At 51.0% G+C, this 18,927-nt stretch carries 13 protein-coding genes; 11 read left to right on the forward strand and 2 right to left on the reverse strand.

All coding sequences use genetic code 11. The annotated features are described in order from the left end of the window. The first annotated feature begins 170 nt into the window (after window positions 1–170). Genes RIC19_RS24095 through RIC19_RS24105 form a run of 3 tightly spaced genes read left to right on the forward strand, consistent with a single transcriptional unit; the run spans window position 171 to window position 2,155 of the window. Entirely contained in the window at window positions 171–701 is a 531-nt protein-coding gene (locus RIC19_RS24095) for an LVIVD repeat-containing protein (RefSeq protein ID WP_350180948.1), read from the forward strand. A gap of 20 nt (window positions 702–721) precedes the next feature. Beyond that, a complete protein-coding gene (locus RIC19_RS24100; RefSeq protein WP_350180949.1) occupies window positions 722–1,486 on the forward strand; it encodes an LVIVD repeat-containing protein in 765 nt (254 codons plus the stop codon). Next, entirely contained in the window at window positions 1,487–2,155 is a 669-nt protein-coding gene (locus tag RIC19_RS24105; RefSeq protein WP_350180950.1) for a hypothetical protein, read from the forward strand. A gap of 34 nt (window positions 2,156–2,189) precedes the next feature. Here the strand turns inward: RIC19_RS24105 and RIC19_RS24110 are convergent, their stop codons facing one another. Continuing rightward, complete coding sequence (locus RIC19_RS24110; RefSeq protein WP_350180951.1) at window positions 2,190–3,050, reverse strand: DUF2911 domain-containing protein; 861 nt, start codon at window positions 3,048–3,050, stop codon at window positions 2,190–2,192. A gap of 177 nt (window positions 3,051–3,227) precedes the next feature. Here RIC19_RS24110 and RIC19_RS24115 point away from each other — a divergent pair, with 177 nt between their 5' ends. From RIC19_RS24115 to RIC19_RS24125, 3 genes are all read left to right on the forward strand, one after another. After that, the gene (locus RIC19_RS24115) at window positions 3,228–5,201 is read left to right on the forward strand and encodes an OmpA family protein (RefSeq protein ID WP_350180952.1); all 1,974 of its coding nucleotides are present in this window, start codon (window positions 3,228–3,230) and stop codon (window positions 5,199–5,201) included. A gap of 455 nt (window positions 5,202–5,656) precedes the next feature. After that, window positions 5,657–6,256: an RNA polymerase sigma factor gene (locus RIC19_RS24120; RefSeq protein WP_350180953.1), complete on the forward strand. Its 600-nt coding sequence runs from the start codon at window positions 5,657–5,659 to the stop codon at window positions 6,254–6,256. A gap of 9 nt (window positions 6,257–6,265) precedes the next feature. Next, window positions 6,266–7,048 carry an anti-sigma factor gene (locus RIC19_RS24125; protein WP_350180954.1) on the forward strand — a complete coding sequence of 261 codons (783 nt, stop codon included), beginning with the start codon at window positions 6,266–6,268 and terminating at the stop codon, window positions 7,046–7,048. Window positions 7,049–7,871: 823 nt separating this feature from the next. On the opposite strand, the gene lepA is transcribed toward RIC19_RS24125, so the two are convergent. Then, on the reverse strand, window positions 7,872–9,662 hold the full coding sequence (gene lepA, locus RIC19_RS24130; RefSeq protein WP_350180955.1) for a translation elongation factor 4: 1,791 nt from the start codon (window positions 9,660–9,662) through the stop codon (window positions 7,872–7,874). A gap of 332 nt (window positions 9,663–9,994) precedes the next feature. Here lepA and RIC19_RS24135 point away from each other — a divergent pair, with 332 nt between their 5' ends. The 5 genes from RIC19_RS24135 (at window position 9,995) to dnaE (ending at window position 18,629) form a co-directional block, all read left to right on the forward strand. Next, window positions 9,995–11,266 (forward strand): sigma-54-dependent transcriptional regulator, encoded by a 1,272-nt coding sequence (locus RIC19_RS24135; protein ID WP_350180956.1) that lies wholly within the window; start codon window positions 9,995–9,997, stop codon window positions 11,264–11,266. A gap of 142 nt (window positions 11,267–11,408) precedes the next feature. After that, entirely contained in the window at window positions 11,409–12,125 is a 717-nt protein-coding gene (locus RIC19_RS24140) for an LOG family protein (RefSeq protein WP_350180957.1), read from the forward strand. Window positions 12,126–12,450: 325 nt separating this feature from the next. Further along, a complete protein-coding gene (locus RIC19_RS24145) occupies window positions 12,451–13,944 on the forward strand; it encodes a vanadium-dependent haloperoxidase (RefSeq protein WP_350180958.1) in 1,494 nt (497 codons plus the stop codon). 144 nt (window positions 13,945–14,088) lie between these two features. Then, complete coding sequence (locus RIC19_RS24150; RefSeq protein WP_350180959.1) at window positions 14,089–14,361, forward strand: acyl carrier protein; 273 nt, start codon at window positions 14,089–14,091, stop codon at window positions 14,359–14,361. Window positions 14,362–15,065: 704 nt separating this feature from the next. Beyond that, window positions 15,066–18,629, forward strand: coding sequence for a DNA polymerase III subunit alpha (gene dnaE, locus RIC19_RS24155; protein ID WP_350180960.1), 3,564 nt, complete (start codon window positions 15,066–15,068; stop codon window positions 18,627–18,629). Window positions 18,630–18,927: the final 298 nt, after the last annotated feature.

Here is an 18,927-nt window from a genome sequence, read left to right on the forward strand (position 1 = left end):
TTGTAAAAATTTTTCGTAATATTTGTTCCGTGAGTGCTTTGACGCTCATAGGGGCAAAGTTGGTTTGAGTGTGTAGGAACTCCCAAATTACAACTTTCCCCTTTTTTTATGGCTATGCGTCATTTTCCCCACGGACTATTGGTTTTAACCTAATAATCAAAAGCTTTGCCATGAAAATCACCCCTTGGGTCAGCTTGCTGCTGGCCGTAACGTTTTTAGCCGGTTGCTATCCCGAACCGGTAGAGATTCCGGAAGAAATTGTCGGGCTGGCGCCCGTCTATTCTGATGGCGACTGGAAGATCATTGAGAGCCAACCCCCTCAGCCCATCATTGAGCTCAACAAAATTTATTACAAAGACAGCCTCATCTTTGTAGGCGAAGCTCAGAAAGGCATACACATCATTGATAACCGCAACCCGGCAGAACCGGAGCGCATTGCCTTCATCAGCATTGAGGGCAACTCTGATATTTCCATCAAGGGGAATCTGCTGTATGCCAACAACCTTGCCGATCTGGTGGTCCTCAATATTAGTGACATCAACAACGTAGAGCTGGTGAGCCGGGTAGAAGGGGCCTTCCCACAAAGCGGAACGGCCCTGCCACAGAACTACTTTGGCTTCTTTGAATGCCCGGACCCTGCCCTGGGCGCTATCGTGGGCTGGACCGAAAAGACCCTCCAATCGCCGGAATGCTGGCGCTAATCTCAAAACTGAATGCTATTATGACTAAGATATCCACTTTTCTCCTTGCCTTACTTGCCTTCTTTGTCCTGAGCTGCGCAGAGGATAGCGCAGATATTAGTGCGGCTGCTTCCAGCGGGACAGGCGTTGGCGGTTCACTGGCCCGTTTTACTATTATTGGCGATTACCTGTACACAGTAGACAATACGACTTTGGCCACTTTTGATATCAGTGCGCCGGAAGCGCCCCAAAAGATAGACGAAACCGTCGTCACCCAGGGCGTCGAGACCATTTTCCCGCTCAAGGACCACCTGCTGTTGGGCACACAGCGGGGTATGTTTATCTACCGCGTAAGCGACACCGGGCTGCCGGCTTATGTGTCTGAATACCAGCATGTGGTCAGTTGCGACCCGGTAGTGGCCAACCAAAATTACGCTTACGTTACCTTGCGCGTATCCGAATGCCGGGAGGCTGCAGTTGGTGCGGCCAATACCCTGGACGTTATCAATATCAGCAACATCGAACAGCCCAATCTGGTCAACTCCCTCTCGTTGGACGGCCCCTACGGACTTGGGCTCGATGGTAACGTACTCTTTGTCTGTGAAGGCTCGAACGGGCTACGCATTTTCAACCTGGATAACCCCGAAGCCCCCGAGCAAATCAATTATCTGAACGACTTCAACGCGGTGGATGTCATCCCGCTTGACGGCACGTTACTTGTGGTCGGGCCCGATGCTCTGATACAGCTCGATTACTCTGATATCAATAACATTCAGGTCGTTTCCGAAATATCAATTGGCGTATAGATGAAACGGATTATTGGCATTGTTGTACTACTTTGTAGTTCAGTATTTTTAGCCCAGGCTCAACCTGTAGACCCCGCTCCAAAGTTAATAGCCAAACTGGGAGCCCTGAGCTTACTGGACCCCGTTTTGCCTTCCCTCAACCTGATGGGGGAAGTGCAGTTGGGCGGTCCATGGTATGCACAGCTCGAGGGCGGTGTTATCCTGAATGCAGATGATTGGGTAGAAGGGCTAAAGACCAGTAATAAAAAGGGCTTCCGTTTACGCCCTGCTTTACGGTATTACTATCAGGAGCAGCGCAATCGCTATTTCATGGAGCTGATGTTGGTTTACCGTCAGGTGGAAATGGATATTACAGCAGACTTTTGGATCAGCTCAGAAACGGGGCCTTCCTACAACCGCCGCCTGACCTACACGGTCAACAGCCGGAAGGTTTCCGCCTTTTACAATATTGGTCTTTTCGAATATATGGCCAGCGACCGGCTAATGGTTGAGCTGGGTATAGGCCTTGGAGCTACTATTCAGGATACCGAGTTCGACGGGATCCCGGAAAACGCTTCAATCCAACAAACAAGTATCATAAGAGCTTATGAGCCTGACTTTGCGACCACTTCGGCAGACCTGAGGGCAACCAGCATGTTGTACTTCAATATAGGGTACGTTCTTTACTAAAATTCCAACACGCTCTGATACAACGGGTAGGTTGTTAGCGCTCGCCGGCTTCCCATGCCGTGCGTTGTTTCCGGATGGTATTGCCATACCTGGCCTTGAAGTCTTCGTCGGCCAGCTTCAGGGCTTCAGACGTAGCCTCAAGCGCAGCCTGATAGGCGTTTTGTCCGGCTTTGATCCTGGCCATCAGCCAGTACCCCTCAGCAGTCGGTTGTTGGTCAATGGACTTCTGGGCGTAGGTAAGGGCAGGGGCTACGGCACCTGACCAAAAGAGAAAATCAGCCGCTTTAAGGTAGACCTCCCATTCCCCTTCATCCGGCGTGGCTGCCAGGGCTTCTTCTATTTCCGCGATGGCCCGGTCCATGGTTTCCACCTTGACCGGCAGGTAGAGCCGGAGCTTTTCCCAGCTCAGCAGAATGTAACCGTTTTCTATATTTTGGCGGACCACCTCATACCTCAGCATCTCCTGATGCGCAGTACGCGCAAACTTGGGCCGTATTTCAACACGGAGGGCATCTTGTTCGGGCCGGTATCCACTTGTGCCCCGCAGCGAGGTATCGGAATTTAAAATCACGGTCCAGGTACTGTCTTTTCTTGGAATGATGAACAACGCATACTTTCCCGGTTCTACAGGCTGCCCGGCTACCTGCACATCGGTATTGAAGGCAACGGTGGTTGCGGCATTTGCCCCGGCGCGCCAGAGGGTGTCGTAGGGTATCAGCCCGCCCCAAATCTCCCGGTCCCGTACGGAGGGGGCGCTAAAGTCTACTTCAATGTGGGTATAGCCAATGGTCAGTGCCGTTTGGGCGCCCGGGCTTTTCGAAGGCAAATCTACAGTCTGGGCCACCGCAAAGGTTTGCTGAAACAGGAGGGCGAATAAGAACAAGGAAACTCGCATAGTAGTAGGTTTTGAATGAGTAAGGGGTTAGCCGGAGCAACATACCCTAAAGCAAAACGAAGTCAGAAATGGGTTTGTTTTACGGGCGGCGGATTCAAAATATTATAAAAAAATCTATTAGTTTTGGGTATGTATTAGCAGGGAGGCCTGTTGCAATATTCCAAAAACTGATTTACCATGACACGTTTCTTTTTCGGGCTGTTATTCATTTGCTGCTTTTGGTCTGGCTCGGCTCAGGTGGTTAGTCCGACAGCTGCGGTAGATTATTACAAAGCAGGGGAAGAAGCGTTGCTGGCAGGCAAGGACGAACAGGCGCTCCGCCTGTTTAAAAAAGCCGTCAAAGCCAAGCCTGACTTCAACGCAGCCAGGCGTGGGCTGGCACTCTGCCTGGAGTTGCAGCGCGACTACGAAGCCGCGGCGCAGCAGTACCAGACGATTCTGGGCCAGGATTCACTATTCTCACGGGCTATGTATTTTCAGGCAGGGGAGGCGCTATACAAAGCCGGGAAGCCCGAAGATGCACTGGCTTACTTCAACCGTTACGAGGCTCTTCAGGCGTGGGGCGTAGATACCTTTAGCCTGAATACAGAACGGGAACTCGAAATGGAAGAAGCCTACCTCCGGCGTTTGCCCGGTAGCATCCGGGCCTGCCAGGTTTCTCTGGACTCTATCAAATTCATCAATATTACTACGGTGCAGCCCCTTGGCGGGCACGTCAATACCAAGGCGGACGACTATTTTCCTTTCCTGACCAACGATCAGAAGCGATTGTACTTTACCCGTAAAACCGAGAACGGGGACGAAGACCTTTACGAAAGTATCTACGAAGACGGCCATTGGTCAAGAGGCCGGCCGGTCAAGGATTTGAATACCCGGAAGGATGAAGGCATGAGCACTTTTGTACGGGATGGAAGAATCTTGTTTTATACCGTGTGCGGCAGGGAAGGGGTGCGTGGCGGTTGTGATATCTGGCAGGTCGAGATGGATAAGGACCGGGAGGTCACCTCTATCGCTCCCCTTGAGGGCTATGCCAACTCATCGGGTTGGGAGTCACAGGCGGCAATCAGCTGTGATGGGCAGGCGCTCTACTTTGCCAGCAATCGCGCGGGCGGGGTAGGGGGTACGGACCTCTACGTGTGCGAACGGCAGTCAGACGGTACCTGGGGGGATGCTAAAAACCTGGGCAATAATATCAATTCGAGGCTGGATGAAGAAGCACCGTTTATCACGAACGATGGGCAAACGCTCTATTTTTCTTCCAACGGCCATCCCGGCATGGGCGATCAGGACATCTTTATGAGCTGGAAGGACAAAGACGGGCAGTGGTCGATACCGATCAATCTGGGGCCGCCGGTAAATTCCGCTTTTCGGGAGCTGGGCTTCTTTCTGACTGCCGATGGGCAAATGGGGTATTTTGCTTCGGATCGGCCAGAGGAGAACGCCGGCGGGCTGGATATTTTCCGCTTTCGGCTTGATACTCAGCTGTACAGCCGGCCGATCACTTTCGTTGAGGGGCTGGTGATCGACAGCTCTCTGGAAATGACGGTAAGCGCTACGGTTTCCATTGCGGGGCGGCAGGATATTCAGGTAGGGCGGGACGGGCGCTTCTTTATTTGTGTGCCGGCCGGAGATACGCTCTACACTTCCGTGAACAAGAAGTTCTTTCACCCTTATGACAACGCATTCATTATCCCGAGATGGGACAACCGGCAGTTTTATACCATAGAGTTGCTGCTCCATTCCACTTTTGATATCCCGGGAGCTGCACCAGCTATTCAGCCCGATTCCCTGCCAGCTATAGAGGAACCACGGCCCCGCCGGCAAATTGTTGAGTACGCTCATACGGTGTTCTTCCCCTTTGATGAAGACCGCATGGAAGTCGAGGAAAGGGAGGCACTACTGGCTTTTTTGAAAACCTTGCAAAACAAAGACGCCCAGGATATCCGCATTATCGGCTACTCCGATGATATCGGTACGGATGTGTACAACCTCCGGCTCTCGGAAGAGCGCGCCAAGCAAATTGCACTAGTGATCATGAATAAGGGGCTGGAAGTGGACCACATCTACATGGAGGGCAAAGGAGAGGTGAAAAACGAGACGGCTAAGGCACTGAATCGCCGCGTGGAAGTCAAGATCAGGGTATTGGAGTAAGAGCTTGTTGGGATTTTGCACTTTGGGCTGCTCTTGCCAAATTTGGTCCTGCTCTTTGTTGCTCTCCCGCCTGCCATAGTCTTGTACGGTCTCCGGTGGCCAAAGCCCACAGGCGACGGGACACGGACAAGTCGGTCACGTAGTTATGGCTATGTGATTCAAGATTGGGCCCCTTTAATCCCATTCTTGAATGTCTCGCGCCTCGATCAGAACAAAATTTGGTTGCGTTCGCTCCAAAAGCAAAATCCGAACCAGCTCTAAGTGTATACCTGTTAAGCGATCACGCTGATTTTCTGAATGCCAGGCAGTGTTTGGGGGCAGGTAGGATAATGGGTTTGAGGTTATCAAATAACCCTGCTAAAGGCGTGAACAAAAGAACAGGCGCTCTGTTCCGCCTTAGAAGCTTTGCCCTAAAAAAGCTTTTCTAATCAACATCCAGATTTCAAACGCTGATTATGGCTGTAAGAAATAATGAAGAAGACCTTGCGCGCCGCCTTCAAGCGAAGGATAAGTCAGCTATCGCTGATCTGTATGATGCCTATGCTCCATCGCTTTACGGTATAGCATTGCGTGTTGTTCAATCAGAGGCTATCGCTCAGGATGTGGTACAGGAAACCTTTATCAAAGTCTGGAAAAATGCTTCGGCCTACGATAACCGTAAGGGTACCCTTTTTACCTGGCTACTCAATATTACCCGGAACGGAGCCATTGACAAAACCCGTTCTGCGGCGTTCCGGCAAAGGCAAAAGGCTGTTCCTGTGGATGAAAAACTGAAGAACAGCTACCAAATAAGCACCAGTCAAAAGACAGATCACATTGGTCTTCAAACCTTTGTGAATCAGTTGGAGGAAAAGTACAGAGCGGTGATCGAGCTGGCTTATTTCCAGGGGTACACCCAGCAGGAAATTGCTGACCACCTGCAACTGCCAGTGGGTACCGTAAAGTCGAGGGTCCGGATTGGACTTCGGGAATTAAAAAAAATCTTTCTAGAGCCAGGATTGAAACACCTCGTCATTGCAGCATTATGCTTGTCGGTGAGGTGGTTTGTCGTTTAAGATAATGTTATGAATAAAGATAAATTTCTACAGACCGGCTTGTTAGAGCAATACATCCTTGGCTTGACCGATGAAGAGGAGACGGCTGTCGTTAAGCAGTATGCAGAGACCTTCCCGGAAGTGCAGGCAGAAATTGACCAAATGCGCGAAGCGATGGATCAATACGCCAAACAGTATGCGGTAATGCCTCCTGAAGAGCTCAAAGCCAGAGTTATGCAGGGCGTAGATCGTGCGGATCAACGCTCAGACCGTGATGCAGCATCGCCCGGGCCATCCCCATCGGGGACCAACTGGCTGGGCGCAATTCTGTTGACGGTCTTGGCAGGCGCTTCGGTCTTCCTGTATAAGAGCAAAACGTCAGCCGAACTCGAACTGGCATCGCTGGAAAGCCGGTATGCCTTGTTCCAGGACGAGTGCGAGCGCGAGAAAGCAGCACTGCGGCAGCAACAACAGGTATTTGCTACCCTCAAGCATGAAGCAACTGTGCCCGTACGCCTACAGGCTACCAGCCTTAACCCCAATGCACAGGCGGTGGCTTACCTGAATGGGCTCGAAAAAGTCGCTTACATCAATACCGGTATGCTGCCCGAATTGCCGGCTGGGAAAACCTATCAGCTATGGGCCGATGTGGAAGGCGAAATGATCAACATGGGCGTACTGAACCATCATGCCGACGGGCTACAGGCCGTGACTTATATCGATCATGCAGAGAGCCTGAACATAACGATTGAGCCGCAGGGCGGAAGCACCGCCCCCACAGTCGCACAGCTCATAGTCAACGGTGAAGTATAAAAAAAAGCTATATAAACCACTTGCCAATAAGCAGTGTTGGTTTTTATAAAAAAAATATCAGCAAAAGCTATGTAGAGTCTAAAAAAATCTCCATTTTGTTACTTCCCACAGAACATATCCACCCTAATAGTTCAAATTTTATTGTTTAATTCTAAATCCAATCGGTCTATGTTGATCCTATACATCGCCTCAGGCGCATTTGTTGTAGGTGGAGGGTTAGTGTTCTTTTCAAATCTTATGGCTCAGAAAACACGCAGCCGTTACTATTAATGATTTGATTTTATACCCCCCTTACACTTCGAACGGAGGACCGCCAAAGCTCCTCCCTGCATTAGTAAGCTATGGCACACCCCAATCAGAGTCAAACGCTAAACTTGCCCGGTACGTATGGGCTGCCATCCTGGTAAAAAACGTACGCTGAGAAGCTCGTTTGCTTCCCTTTTTCCCATGAACGTATTGCAGCAAAGCGAAAGCTTTGCTATCCATATTTGGTGCAAAAGCCTTTGCCAAAGCAACTTTTACTGCTGTTCAATTACAGTACGAAAATGTGCTTCGTAAAGTGCTTAAACACCAAGGTCACGGTTATTGCCCTTTCTGCCTGCGTTTGCTGGCCAGGAAGGGTAATTATCGTACCACTTGCATAAACACACTGCACGACAAAACGAAAAACTAAACCTTATGCAGCCTTCTGCCAACCTGCGTTGGTACAGGTTTGTGCTTAAAACAGTGAAGGCACTGTCTACCTTGTGTGGTACAGTGCCTTCTCGTTTTTTATGGCAACAACGGCCGGTTTTAGTTAGCCGTAATCATACGCTGACCAGGATTACAGCTTAAGCACGTCGAGGAATGCCTTCTGCGGCACTTCTACTTTTCCAAACTGCCGCATCCGTCGTTTACCTTCTTTTTGTTTCTCCAGAAGCTTACGCTTACGAGTGATATCACCACCGTAACATTTGGCGGTCACATCTTTGCGTAAGGCAGAAATGGTTTCCCGTGCAATAACTTTCGCTCCGACTGCCGCTTGTATAGCAATAACAAACTGCTGCCTGGGGAGCAACTCCTTAAGCTTTTTGCAAATCTGCCGCCCGAATGCTTCTCCTTTAGAACGGTGCACGAGGGCAGACAAAGCATCTACAGGCTCACCGTTTAGCCGGATGTCCAGCTTGACCAAATCAGTCTCGCGGTATTCAATCGGCTGATAGTCAAAACTGGCATAGCCCCGGGAAACGGACTTGAGCCGGTCGTAGAAGTCGAATACAATTTCGGCAAGGGGCAGGTCAAAAGAAAGCTCTACCCGCTCTGGAGTCAGATAGTGCTGTTTGGTCAGCGTGCCGCGCTTGTCCATGCAAAGGGTCATAATAACCCCTATGTACTCCGGCTTGGTAATGATTTGTGCGGTGATATAGGGTTCTTCCACTACACCGATCAGGTGCTGTTCGGGCAAGCCCGAGGGCGTACGCACGGTAAACTCCTCACCGGTTTGGTCCATAAGGTGATAAGAAACGTTGGGCACCGTAGTGATCACGTCCATATTGAACTCCCGGTAGAGGCGTTCCTGCACAATTTCCAGGTGGAGCATGCCCAGAAAGCCACAACGGAAACCAAACCCGAGTGCAGCCGAGGTCTCTGGTTCAAAAACCAGCGAAGCATCGTTCAGCTGTAGCTTCTCCAGGCTGTCCCGCAGGTCCTCAAAGTCGTCGTTGTCGAGGGGGAAAATCCCGGCAAATACCATCGGCTTGACATCTTCAAAACCCTGAATGGCTTTTTCACAAGGCCGTTCAACGGTAGTAATGGTATCCCCAACCTTAATTTCTTTCGACTCCTTGATGCCGGTAATAATGTAGCCCACATTGCCTGCTTCAAGTTTGGCCTTGGGGTGCTGCGTCATTTTGAGCACACCAACTTCGTCGGCTTCGTACTCCTTGCCGGTATTCACAAAGCGGACGAGGTCACCCTTGCGGAGGGTGCCATTCTTGATCCGGAAGTAGGCGATCACTCCGCGGTAGGAGTTGAACACCGAGTCAAAGATCAGGGCTTGCAGTGGGGCTTCGGGGTCGCCTGTCGGGGCAGGGATCCGTTCTACAATGGCTTCCATGATGTCCGGTACGCCGAGCCCGGTCTTACCGCTGGCCAGGACAATATCTTCTTTAGTGCAGCCAATGAGGTCAATGATCTGATCTGATACTTCATCAATCATCGCACTTTCCATGTCTACTTTGTTCAGGACAGGGATGATCTCAAGGTCGTGCTCAATAGCCAGGTAGAGGTTGGAAATAGTTTGGGCCTGTATGCCCTGTGAGGCATCCACAAGCAAAAGCGCGCCTTCACATGCGGCAATAGAACGAGACACTTCGTAGCTAAAGTCAACGTGCCCCGGGGTGTCAATCATGTTGAATGTGTACTGTTTCCCGTCGTTCGGGCGTTCATAGTACATTTGAATAGCATGGCTCTTGATCGTAATGCCACGCTCCCGCTCCAGATCCATATTGTCCAGAGTCTGTGCTTTCATCTCCCGGTCGGCAATAGTCTTGGTGTATTCCAAAAGCCGGTCGGAGAGTGTACTCTTCCCGTGATCGATATGGGCAATGACACAAAAGTTTCTAATCTGCTTCATAGCTTGCAAATATACGCTATTTTAGATGTCGGTATGCACTAAATTTAAGGTGCGGGCTGATTATTACATCCATTTTACGCCCGCGCACCTGTTTGGGCATCCCGTTCATTGTATATAATGAAATACACTTCAAATAGTTGGCCGCCCCGGGTTTAGTATTAAACTTATTTTTTATATTGAAGAAAAGCAGATGTGGTTCTGAAACCTATAGGCCTCAATGCCGTATATAGTCCTATTGATTTGCCTGTAATACCAGTCCAATACAAACAAAACCTGCCGCCCTTTTGCCTCTTGCGTGGCAAAGCCAGGTGGCAGCAAAACCGATTTGAAGCATGCCTAAAGTACTCATCGTTGACGACGAAAAAAGCATCCGCCGCACCCTGCGGGATATCCTTGAGTTTGAAAAATATGAGGTCGATGAAGCCTCCGATGGCATGGAGTGCCTGGTTAAGCTCAAACATGCGCAGTACGATGTGGTGATTATGGATATCAAGATGCCTAAAATGGACGGGATGGAAGCCTTGGAGCGGGTGCAAATCCTGGCACCGGATACGCCCGTTGTTATGATTTCCGGGCATGCCAATATTGATACCGCTGTTGAGGCGGTTAAGAAAGGTGCTTTCGACTTCATTTCCAAGCCACCAGACCTCAACCGCCTGCTGATCACCCTCCGCAATGCCATGGATAAGTCTAGCCTGGTGACCGAGACAAAGCTGCTGAAGCGCAAGGTATCCAAGTCTAAAGTACAGGAAATCATTGGTGAATCTGAAGGGGTGCAGGAGGTCAAGCGTACGATTGAGCAGGTCGGCCCAACGGATGCACGTGTGCTCATTTTGGGCTCCAATGGTACCGGTAAGGAGCTTGTGGCCCGGTGGCTGCACGAAAAAAGCGCCCGTTCGGATCAGCCCATCATCGAGGTCAACTGTGCGGCCATCCCTGCCGAACTTATCGAGAGCGAGCTGTTCGGACACGAAAAAGGCGCCTTTACCTCAGCCCACAAGCAGCGCATCGGTAAATTTGAACAAGCGAATGGCGGGACGCTATTCCTGGATGAAATTGGTGATATGAGCCTTTCGGCTCAGGCCAAAGTGCTGCGCGCGCTTCAGGAGAGCCGCATCACCCGCGTAGGTGGCGATAAAGAGATCAACGTGGATGTACGGGTCGTAGCCGCAACCAACAAAGACCTGCGCCGGGAAATCGGTGAGGGCCGGTTCCGCGAAGACCTTTACCACCGCCTGGCAGTGATTATCATCCGGGTGCCGGCATTGAATGACCGCAAAGACGACATCCCGACTCTGGCCGGGCACTTCGTGAAACAGGTCTGCCAGGAGTACGGTGTTGCCACAAAGCCCATCGCTCCCAAGGCGCTGGAACTGTTGAAAGAGGTCAACTGGACCGGCAATATCCGCGAACTGCGCAATGCCATAGAGCGCCTCGTCATACTGAGCAAAGACCGCATTGGGGCAGAAGAGGTAGAGCAGTATGTCCTGCCAACTAGTGCAGCGCCCAGCCAAAAGCTCAAAGATGTCTTTGCCCGTTTTGAAAGCAAAGAGGCTCTTCTGGCTTTTATTGATGAGCAATTTGCCGTCTATCAAAACGCTTGAATTGAACTAAACCCTGCTTTCAGTTGTCATTATAGGCTCCCAGTACGCTTATAGCTACGGCTGCCCTTTCTTTTGGAAAAGGCAGCCGTCCTAATGTTCGGGCACAAGGGCAGCTATTACTATCCTAAGAAAAACAATGCCTATGATCGATGATCAAGTGAAGAAGCATGAAATGCGGCAATGGGGCCGCGCTATGAAAGGAGAGAATTCCTGGACGATGTTCAAGGTGATCTCAGAGTTCGTTGAGGGGTTCGAAACCCTAAATATGATGGGGCCTTGTGTGTCCATCTTCGGTTCTGCCCGTACCAAGCCAGACCATCCGAACTATAAAAAAGCCGTTGATATTGCACGTATCCTGACGGAAGCCGGCTATGGTGTAATTACGGGCGGTGGGCCGGGTATTATGGAAGCGGGCAACAAGGGGGCTCATTTATACGGTGGCCGTTCAGTAGGGTTGAATATCGACCTGCCCTTTGAGCAGGGCTCCAACCAATACGTAGACCATGACGCCAATCTGAACTTTCGCTACTTCTTCGTGCGCAAAGTGATGTTTGTGAAGTATGCGCAGGCGTTTATCGCGCTTCCTGGTGGTTTTGGCACAATGGACGAACTCTTTGAGGTGCTTACACTGGTACAGACCAAGAAAATCACTAAGGTGCCGGTCATTCTTGTAGGCACCGAATTCTGGAGCGGCATGAAAGCCTGGATTAAAGCGGTGATGCTTGAGGCGCATCAAAACATTAACCCTGCAGACCTCGACCTCATGCCTATTGTGGACGCCCCTGAAGAGGTTGTTGCCATTATCGATAAATTTTATGCAGACAAGGGCGAGGAACTGAGCCCGAATTACGAGCTATAAAAATGCCAGGCTGGGCCGCTCATTTGCCCAGCCTGCCCTCTCCTTTATTTGCGCACCTGTTTTAACGAGCTAACGCCTGCCCTGTTTTTTCTTCACAGATATATTCCTATCTTTAAGCCCACAATCCTTTGAGGTCGCCTGCCTGCAATTCTTTCGGTGGCTACAGCAAAGCCTGCTGCCAGCCGAGTGCATTACAGGATCGATATCAAGCAAATCCCCCCTTATTCGCTATTTTAGTTCTAGCCCCTCTCAATACTGTTGCAAAGAGGATTGTTGCTTTCATTGAAGTAACAAAACACACTATAAATAAATGAAACCCAGAGGTATGAAAAAGCTGTTCTACTTATTACCCGTAACCATAATGCTCCTTCTTTTGGGCTGTGCCCAGTCTGACCAGTCAGCAACTGAAGCTGCCGAGGGGGCCTCAGAGCCAGTAGGTGTAGAAAATATCGCCTATCAGTGGGGCGCGATGGCCCTGCAGGGGACTGCCAATGACACAGAGCGTTTCAAGCCCCGCCCAACCGTTACTTCCCGTTACCTGGGGCTCATTTTTGTAGCGGTATTTGACGCCTGGTCACGGTACGATGCGCAGGCTCTGCCAGTATACCTTGAGGGCGTAGAGCGACAGCAGGCAGAAGCACAAACGTTGGCCAATAAAGAAGAGGCCATTAGTTATGCTGCATACCGTACGATGTGCGAGTACTACTATTCAGACAGCCTGCTTTTTAAAGACTTCATGGTAGAACTGGGGTACGATCCGGACAACCACAGCATGGACCCCAATACGCCGGCTGGTATTGGCAACCTCGCTGCCACCGCTGTCATTAAAGCCCGGAAGGGCGACGGTGCCAATCAATATGGTGAGGCCGAAGGGGCTCAGGGGCTTGCCTATGCTGACTACACCGGCTATCACCCTATCAATACACCGGAAGAGAATGTAGATATCAACCGCTGGCAGCCTAAGTATTTTGTCACCAAAGATGGGCAACGCTACGCACCGGGCTGCCTGACGCCCTACTGGCAGCACGTGAAGCCCATTGGCATCAAAACAGCGGATCAGTTCCGCCCGGGCCCACCCCCGATGAAGGGGTCAGAACAACTGGTAAAGGAAGTTGAAGAAGTGGTGGCCATGCAAGCCAACCTGACGGATGCAGAAAAAGCTCTCGTGGAGTTCATGCGTGACGGGCCTCAGTCCGTGCAGCAGGCCGGCCACTGGCTCAAATTCGCACAGGATGTTTCCCGCCGTGATCAGCACACGCTGGACGAGGACGTCAAAATGTATTTCCTCAATCAGGTCACCGCCATGGATGCCTTCATTGCCTCCTGGGACTCCAAGATGCATTACGATTTCGCACGCCCTTATGCTCTGGTGCACGATCAGTTCAAAGGGAAGGAAATCACAGGCTGGGCAGGCCCTGGTAAAGGCTTTGTAAAAATGAAGGGAGAGGAATGGCGCCCTTATTCTCCGGCAGAGTTTCTCTGCCCGCCTTTCCCCAGTTATGTATCCGGGCACAGTACCATCAGTGGTGCCTGCGCAGAAGCCCTGCGCCTCTACACCGGCAGCGATGAATTTGGCGAAAGCCAAAAGCTGGTCCCGGGGGCACTCACCGAGCCTGATAACCTGGGGGATACTGTTGTAGTGGAGTTCCCTACATTTACAGAGACCGCTGAGATGGCGGGTATTTCGAGGGTGCTGGGGGGCTATCACATACAAAGTGAAAACATCGCCGGTCTTGAGCTGGGCAGAGATGTGGCTAAAGAAGTGTGGCAGTTTTACCAAAAGCATACGGGTACACCGAAGCTGAGCAGCAAGGAATAATGGGGCTTGGCTTGGTGTAGCAGATGAATGGATGCCAGGAAAAGACCAGTCGGTCTTTTTTTTCGACGAAATTGAAAATCCTCAGGCAACCAATTGGCAACGGTGTTCGTTATCTACCTCGAAAAAGTAACGCAATACCCTGCTATGACAAATCAAATAATACTAGAGTCACCCTCTACTATACACACGATGCAAAACAGAGTCATTGATCTGATAAGCTGGCGGCTGAATATGCCAGTTGATAATATTCACCCCTACAGCCGCCTGCAGGAAGATCTTTACCTCGATGCCATCGACCTTATGCTCCTGATCGCAGAACTGGAAAGCCGGTTTAATGCCTATCTTTCGGCAGAAGAGTATGATGCAATTGAGACTGTTGAAGACGCAACGAACTATCTGATGAAGTATGCCGCCTGAGGTTTAGGGATCGCGCAATAATTAAGTTACTCAGAATAGACGAAGTTATTTTGTGCACTAACAGGCAAAACCACGAAGTAGAAGCGAAACGTAGGCATAGTGGAGCTACAGTGTCCCGCTTTCTGATTCAAAAAGCGGGATTAATGTAGTTAGCGTGCAAAAGAACGAGACTAAATGGATAAGTTATGGTTTCGTAATCCCTCAGAGCATGTTTGGAGCACCTTTACGTTGCAAATCAGCGATTTATGAACCCCCGCAGAAATACGGGGCGGGCTATGGCGTCCGGGTTTTTCGGGCACTTAGCCCGCTAAACTCCCTTCAAAACCGTTAACCAGGACCATAAATCACCTCCAAGCATACTCTAAGGCTAAACTCCGGTTTTCGTATCTCATCTAACCAAAAAATTGCTGGCTTTCGACTAGAAGACCAAAGTCCCAAAACGCTCTTAGGTGCTGCTTGATCTTCTGAAGTGCTCAGCATTATGTGTATGACGTGCAGCTGTACGTATAGGCTTACTGCACTTTGGCAGGAAACAAAATACGACAAGTGCCCTCCGTTCTGCGGAGGGCACTCGTCATTGAGGAAGGTGTGGAAAACTACCTGGCAAATTAATTTTTTGCTTCAACCGAAACCCGTAATTTCGGTGTTATCGTAAAGAACGATTCGAAAAGCCTTCCTTTTTTTAGCCGAAACCGATCAATACTATGCCGGAATTCGTACACCTGCACTGCCATACTCAATACTCTTTGCTCGATGGGGCTTCTGACATCGGGGTGATGATGGACAAAGCTGCCAAAGATGGTCAAAAAGGCGTTGCCCTTACCGATCACGGCAATATGTTTGGTGCTTTCAAGTTTGTTGCTGAAGCTGAAAAGCGCGACCTCAAGCCCATCATCGGGTGTGAGTTTTATATGGTGGAAGACCGCCACAAGAAAGCTTTCTCCCGGGCCAAGGGAGAAAGAGACCGCCGCTATCATCAGCTGATGCTGGCCAAAAACCAAAAGGGCTACGAAAACCTGAGCAAGCTTTGTTCTCTTGGCTTTATTGAGGGCAATTACAGCAAGTACCCCCGTATCGATAAGGAGCTGATCGAAAAGTACCACGAGGGTATCGTCGTGACGTCCTGCTGTATCGGTGCCATCATCCCGCAGCTGTTCCTGGCCGGCAAAGACGAAGAAGCAGAACAGGAGTTGAAGTGGTGGCTGAATATCTTTGGGGAGGACTACTATATTGAACTACAGCGCCACCGTGGCCTGGACAATATTGATGTCGGCAAAGACAGCAAGGGCAATCCGATCTACTCCAACCTCAGTCAGGAAGCCGTCAACCAAAAGCTGCTGAAGCTGGCCCAAAAGCACAACGTCAAGGTCATTGCCACCAATGACTCTCACTACGTGGAGGAGGACGATTGGATGCCCCATGACATCCTGCTCTGTATCAACACCGGCAGCTTACTGGAAGAAAGCAGCCGCTTTAAATTCCCGAGTTCCGACTTCTACTTCAAGACGCAGCAGCAGATGTCAGAGCTCTTCCACGACCACGAAGAGGCCGTGGCGAATACCATTGAGATTTACGACAAAATCGATAAGCTCTCGCTGGCCCGGGATATCCTCCTGCCGGCTTTCCCCATGCCGGAGCAATTTGCCACGCAGGACGATTACCTGCGCCACCTGACCTACGAAGGCGCTAAAAAACGGTACGGTACGATTACGCCTGAGATCAAAGAACGCCTCGACTTCGAGCTTTCTGTGATCGAGAACTCCGGCTATCCCGGCTACTTCCTTATCGTGCAGGATTTCACCACCACGGCGCGGGAGATGGGCGTTTCTGTTGGCCCCGGCCGGGGTTCGGCGGCGGGTTCGGCAGTGGCGTATTGTGTGGGGATTACGAATGTCGATCCGATCAAGTACGACCTCCTGTTTGAGCGATTTCTCAACCCGGAGCGGATTTCCATGCCGGATATTGATATTGACTTTGATGACGAAGGCCGGCAGAAGGTCATCGACTATGTGATCGACAAATACGGGCAAAACCAGGTCGCCCAAATTGTCACTTACGGCACCATGGCTGCCAAATCCAGCCTGCGCGATGTAGGCCGGGTGATGGATGTGCCGCTTTCCGAAGTAGACCGGGTAGCAAAGACCTTCCCCAACCACCTCAAAGCCAGCCTCGCCAAAGTGCTGAAGGATGGCGATATCGACGACAAGCTCAAAGGCGCCCTCAACAGCGAAGAGCGCGAAAAAGCCTATCAGTTCCGACAACTGGCTGAAGCCGATGACAAAATCGGGCAGATGATCCAAACGGCCCGCAAGCTCGAAGGCTCCGTCCGGAATACCGGCATACACGCCTGTGGAGTGGTCATCACACCGGATGACATCACCCGCTACGTACCGGTGACCGCGGACAAGGACACCGGCATGCTCGTCTCTCAGTTTGACAACAGCGTGGCGGAAGACGCCGGCCTGCTCAAGATGGACTTCCTCGGGCTAAAAACCCTGACGATCATCAAGAAGGCGGTGGCTATGGCGGAACGGAACCATGGGGTCAAGCTCGATATGGATTTGATCCCGCTGGATGACCCCAAGACCTACGAGCTTTTCCAGCGCGGGGAAACGGTCGGCATTTTCCAGTACGAGTCCGCAGGGATGCAGAAGTATATGAAGGAGCTCAAACCCACCGCCTTTGAGGACCTCATTGCCATGAACGCCCTCTACCGCCCCGGCCCGCTGGAGTACATCCCGGAATTTATTGACCGTAAGCACGGGCGCAAACCGGTGATTTACGACCTGTCTGATATGCAGGAGTACCTGGAGGAAACCTATGGAATTACCGTCTATCAGGAGCAGGTAATGTTGCTTTCGCAAAAGCTGGCCGGCTTTACCAAAGGCCAGGCGGATATGCTGCGTAAGGGCATGGGTAAGAAGAAAAAGAAGATTATCGACGAGCTGCACCCCAAGTTTATCGAAGGGGGAGTGGAGCGCGGGCATGACAAGGAAAAGCTGGAGAAGGTCTGGAAGGACTGGGAAGCTTTCGCCTCTTACGCCTTTAACAAGTCGCACTCCACCTGTTACGCCTTTGTAGCTTTCCAAACCGCCTACCTCAAGGCGCACTACCCCGCGGAGTTCATGGCCAGCGTGCTGACCAACAACAAGAGCGACATCAGCAAGGTGACCTTCTTCCTGCAGGAGTGCAAGCGCATGGGGCTGAATGTACTGGGGCCGAGTGTGAATGAGTCGGTGGCTGATTTCTCAGTGAATGAGAGCGGGCATGTCCGCTTTGGGCTGACCGCCCTGCGCGGCGTAGGGGAGGGGCCGGTAGAGGCTATCGTTGAAGAGCGGGAAACAAAGGGCAAATTCGAAAGCATCTTTGATATGATGCGCCGCCTCAACCTCCGCTCCGTTAATAAAAAAGTGATGGAAAGCCTTGCAATGGGCGGTGGCTTTGATTGCTTTGAAGAGACGCACCGGTCGCAGTACTTTTCGCCATCCGATAAATTCGATAGTCTGCTGGAACACGCCCTGCGCTACGGCAATGCCTATCAGGCACAAAAGGCGCAGGCTGTCAACTCCCTTTTTGGGGATTCAGACGAGGTGTTGATCCCGGAACCGGCAATGCCCGAATGTGAGCCCTGGCCACTCATCGAGGAGCTCAACAATGAGAAAAACGTCACCGGCATCTTCATCAGCGGGCATCCGCTGGATGACTACAAAGTAGAAGTGGAAAACTTCACCAACTGCCCGCTGGACCAGGTGGAGGACAGCAAAAACCGGCCCTCCCTCAACGTAGCCGGCATGGTGATCAATGCCCGCCACCTCATCAGCAAAAACGGCAATGGCTGGGGCATTTTCGAGCTTCAGGATTACAATGGCTCCCTGGAGTTCAAGTTATTTGGTGAGGACTACCAGAAGTTCAAGCACCTGCTGGAAATCGGGAAAGCCCTCTACCTCAACCTGGGCTGGCAGAAGAGCTGGCGCGATGAAAGCCTGGAAATCAAGGTGAAAGAAATCAAACTCCTGGATGGTATCGCGGAAAATATGACCGACGCCATCACCCTGAAAATCCCAGTGGAAGGGCTGACCATGGAGCTCATCGAAGCTGTGGACAAAGCCTGCGCTGAGCACGCCGGCCCGCACAGCCTCCGCATGGAGATCATCGACCGCTCCAAGCGCCTGAAGCTGAAGATGAAAGCCAAGCAGCGGAAAGTGAATGCCGCGAACGGATTTATTGCGGAGCTGGAGAAGATTGGGGTGGAGTATGTGTTGAATTGATTGCAGACGCGGCTAGGAGGAAGGCACTTTTGAAGTGCCTTCCGCCCACCCGTCTGTTTTATGCCAGCTTTATGAAAAGACGAAACTAGCAGTGTAAATTTTAAAAAAGCTTGTTAGTTTATTTTGATTTATCTAAATTTACGAATGTCATATTGTTCAATAGTCCGTGGCAAATCAGGCGGCAATTTTGCCGATAGCCCTGAAGCGCTCGCGGATGGAATTAATTTTTGAAAGCTGTGCGCCGATGCCGAACGTGGCAATAAATCGGTCCAGCAATAAATCGTTGGCATACTGGGTT

It is taken from the genome of Phaeodactylibacter sp. (genome assembly GCF_040219495.1).
GTDB lineage: Bacteria > Bacteroidota > Bacteroidia > Chitinophagales > Saprospiraceae > Phaeodactylibacter.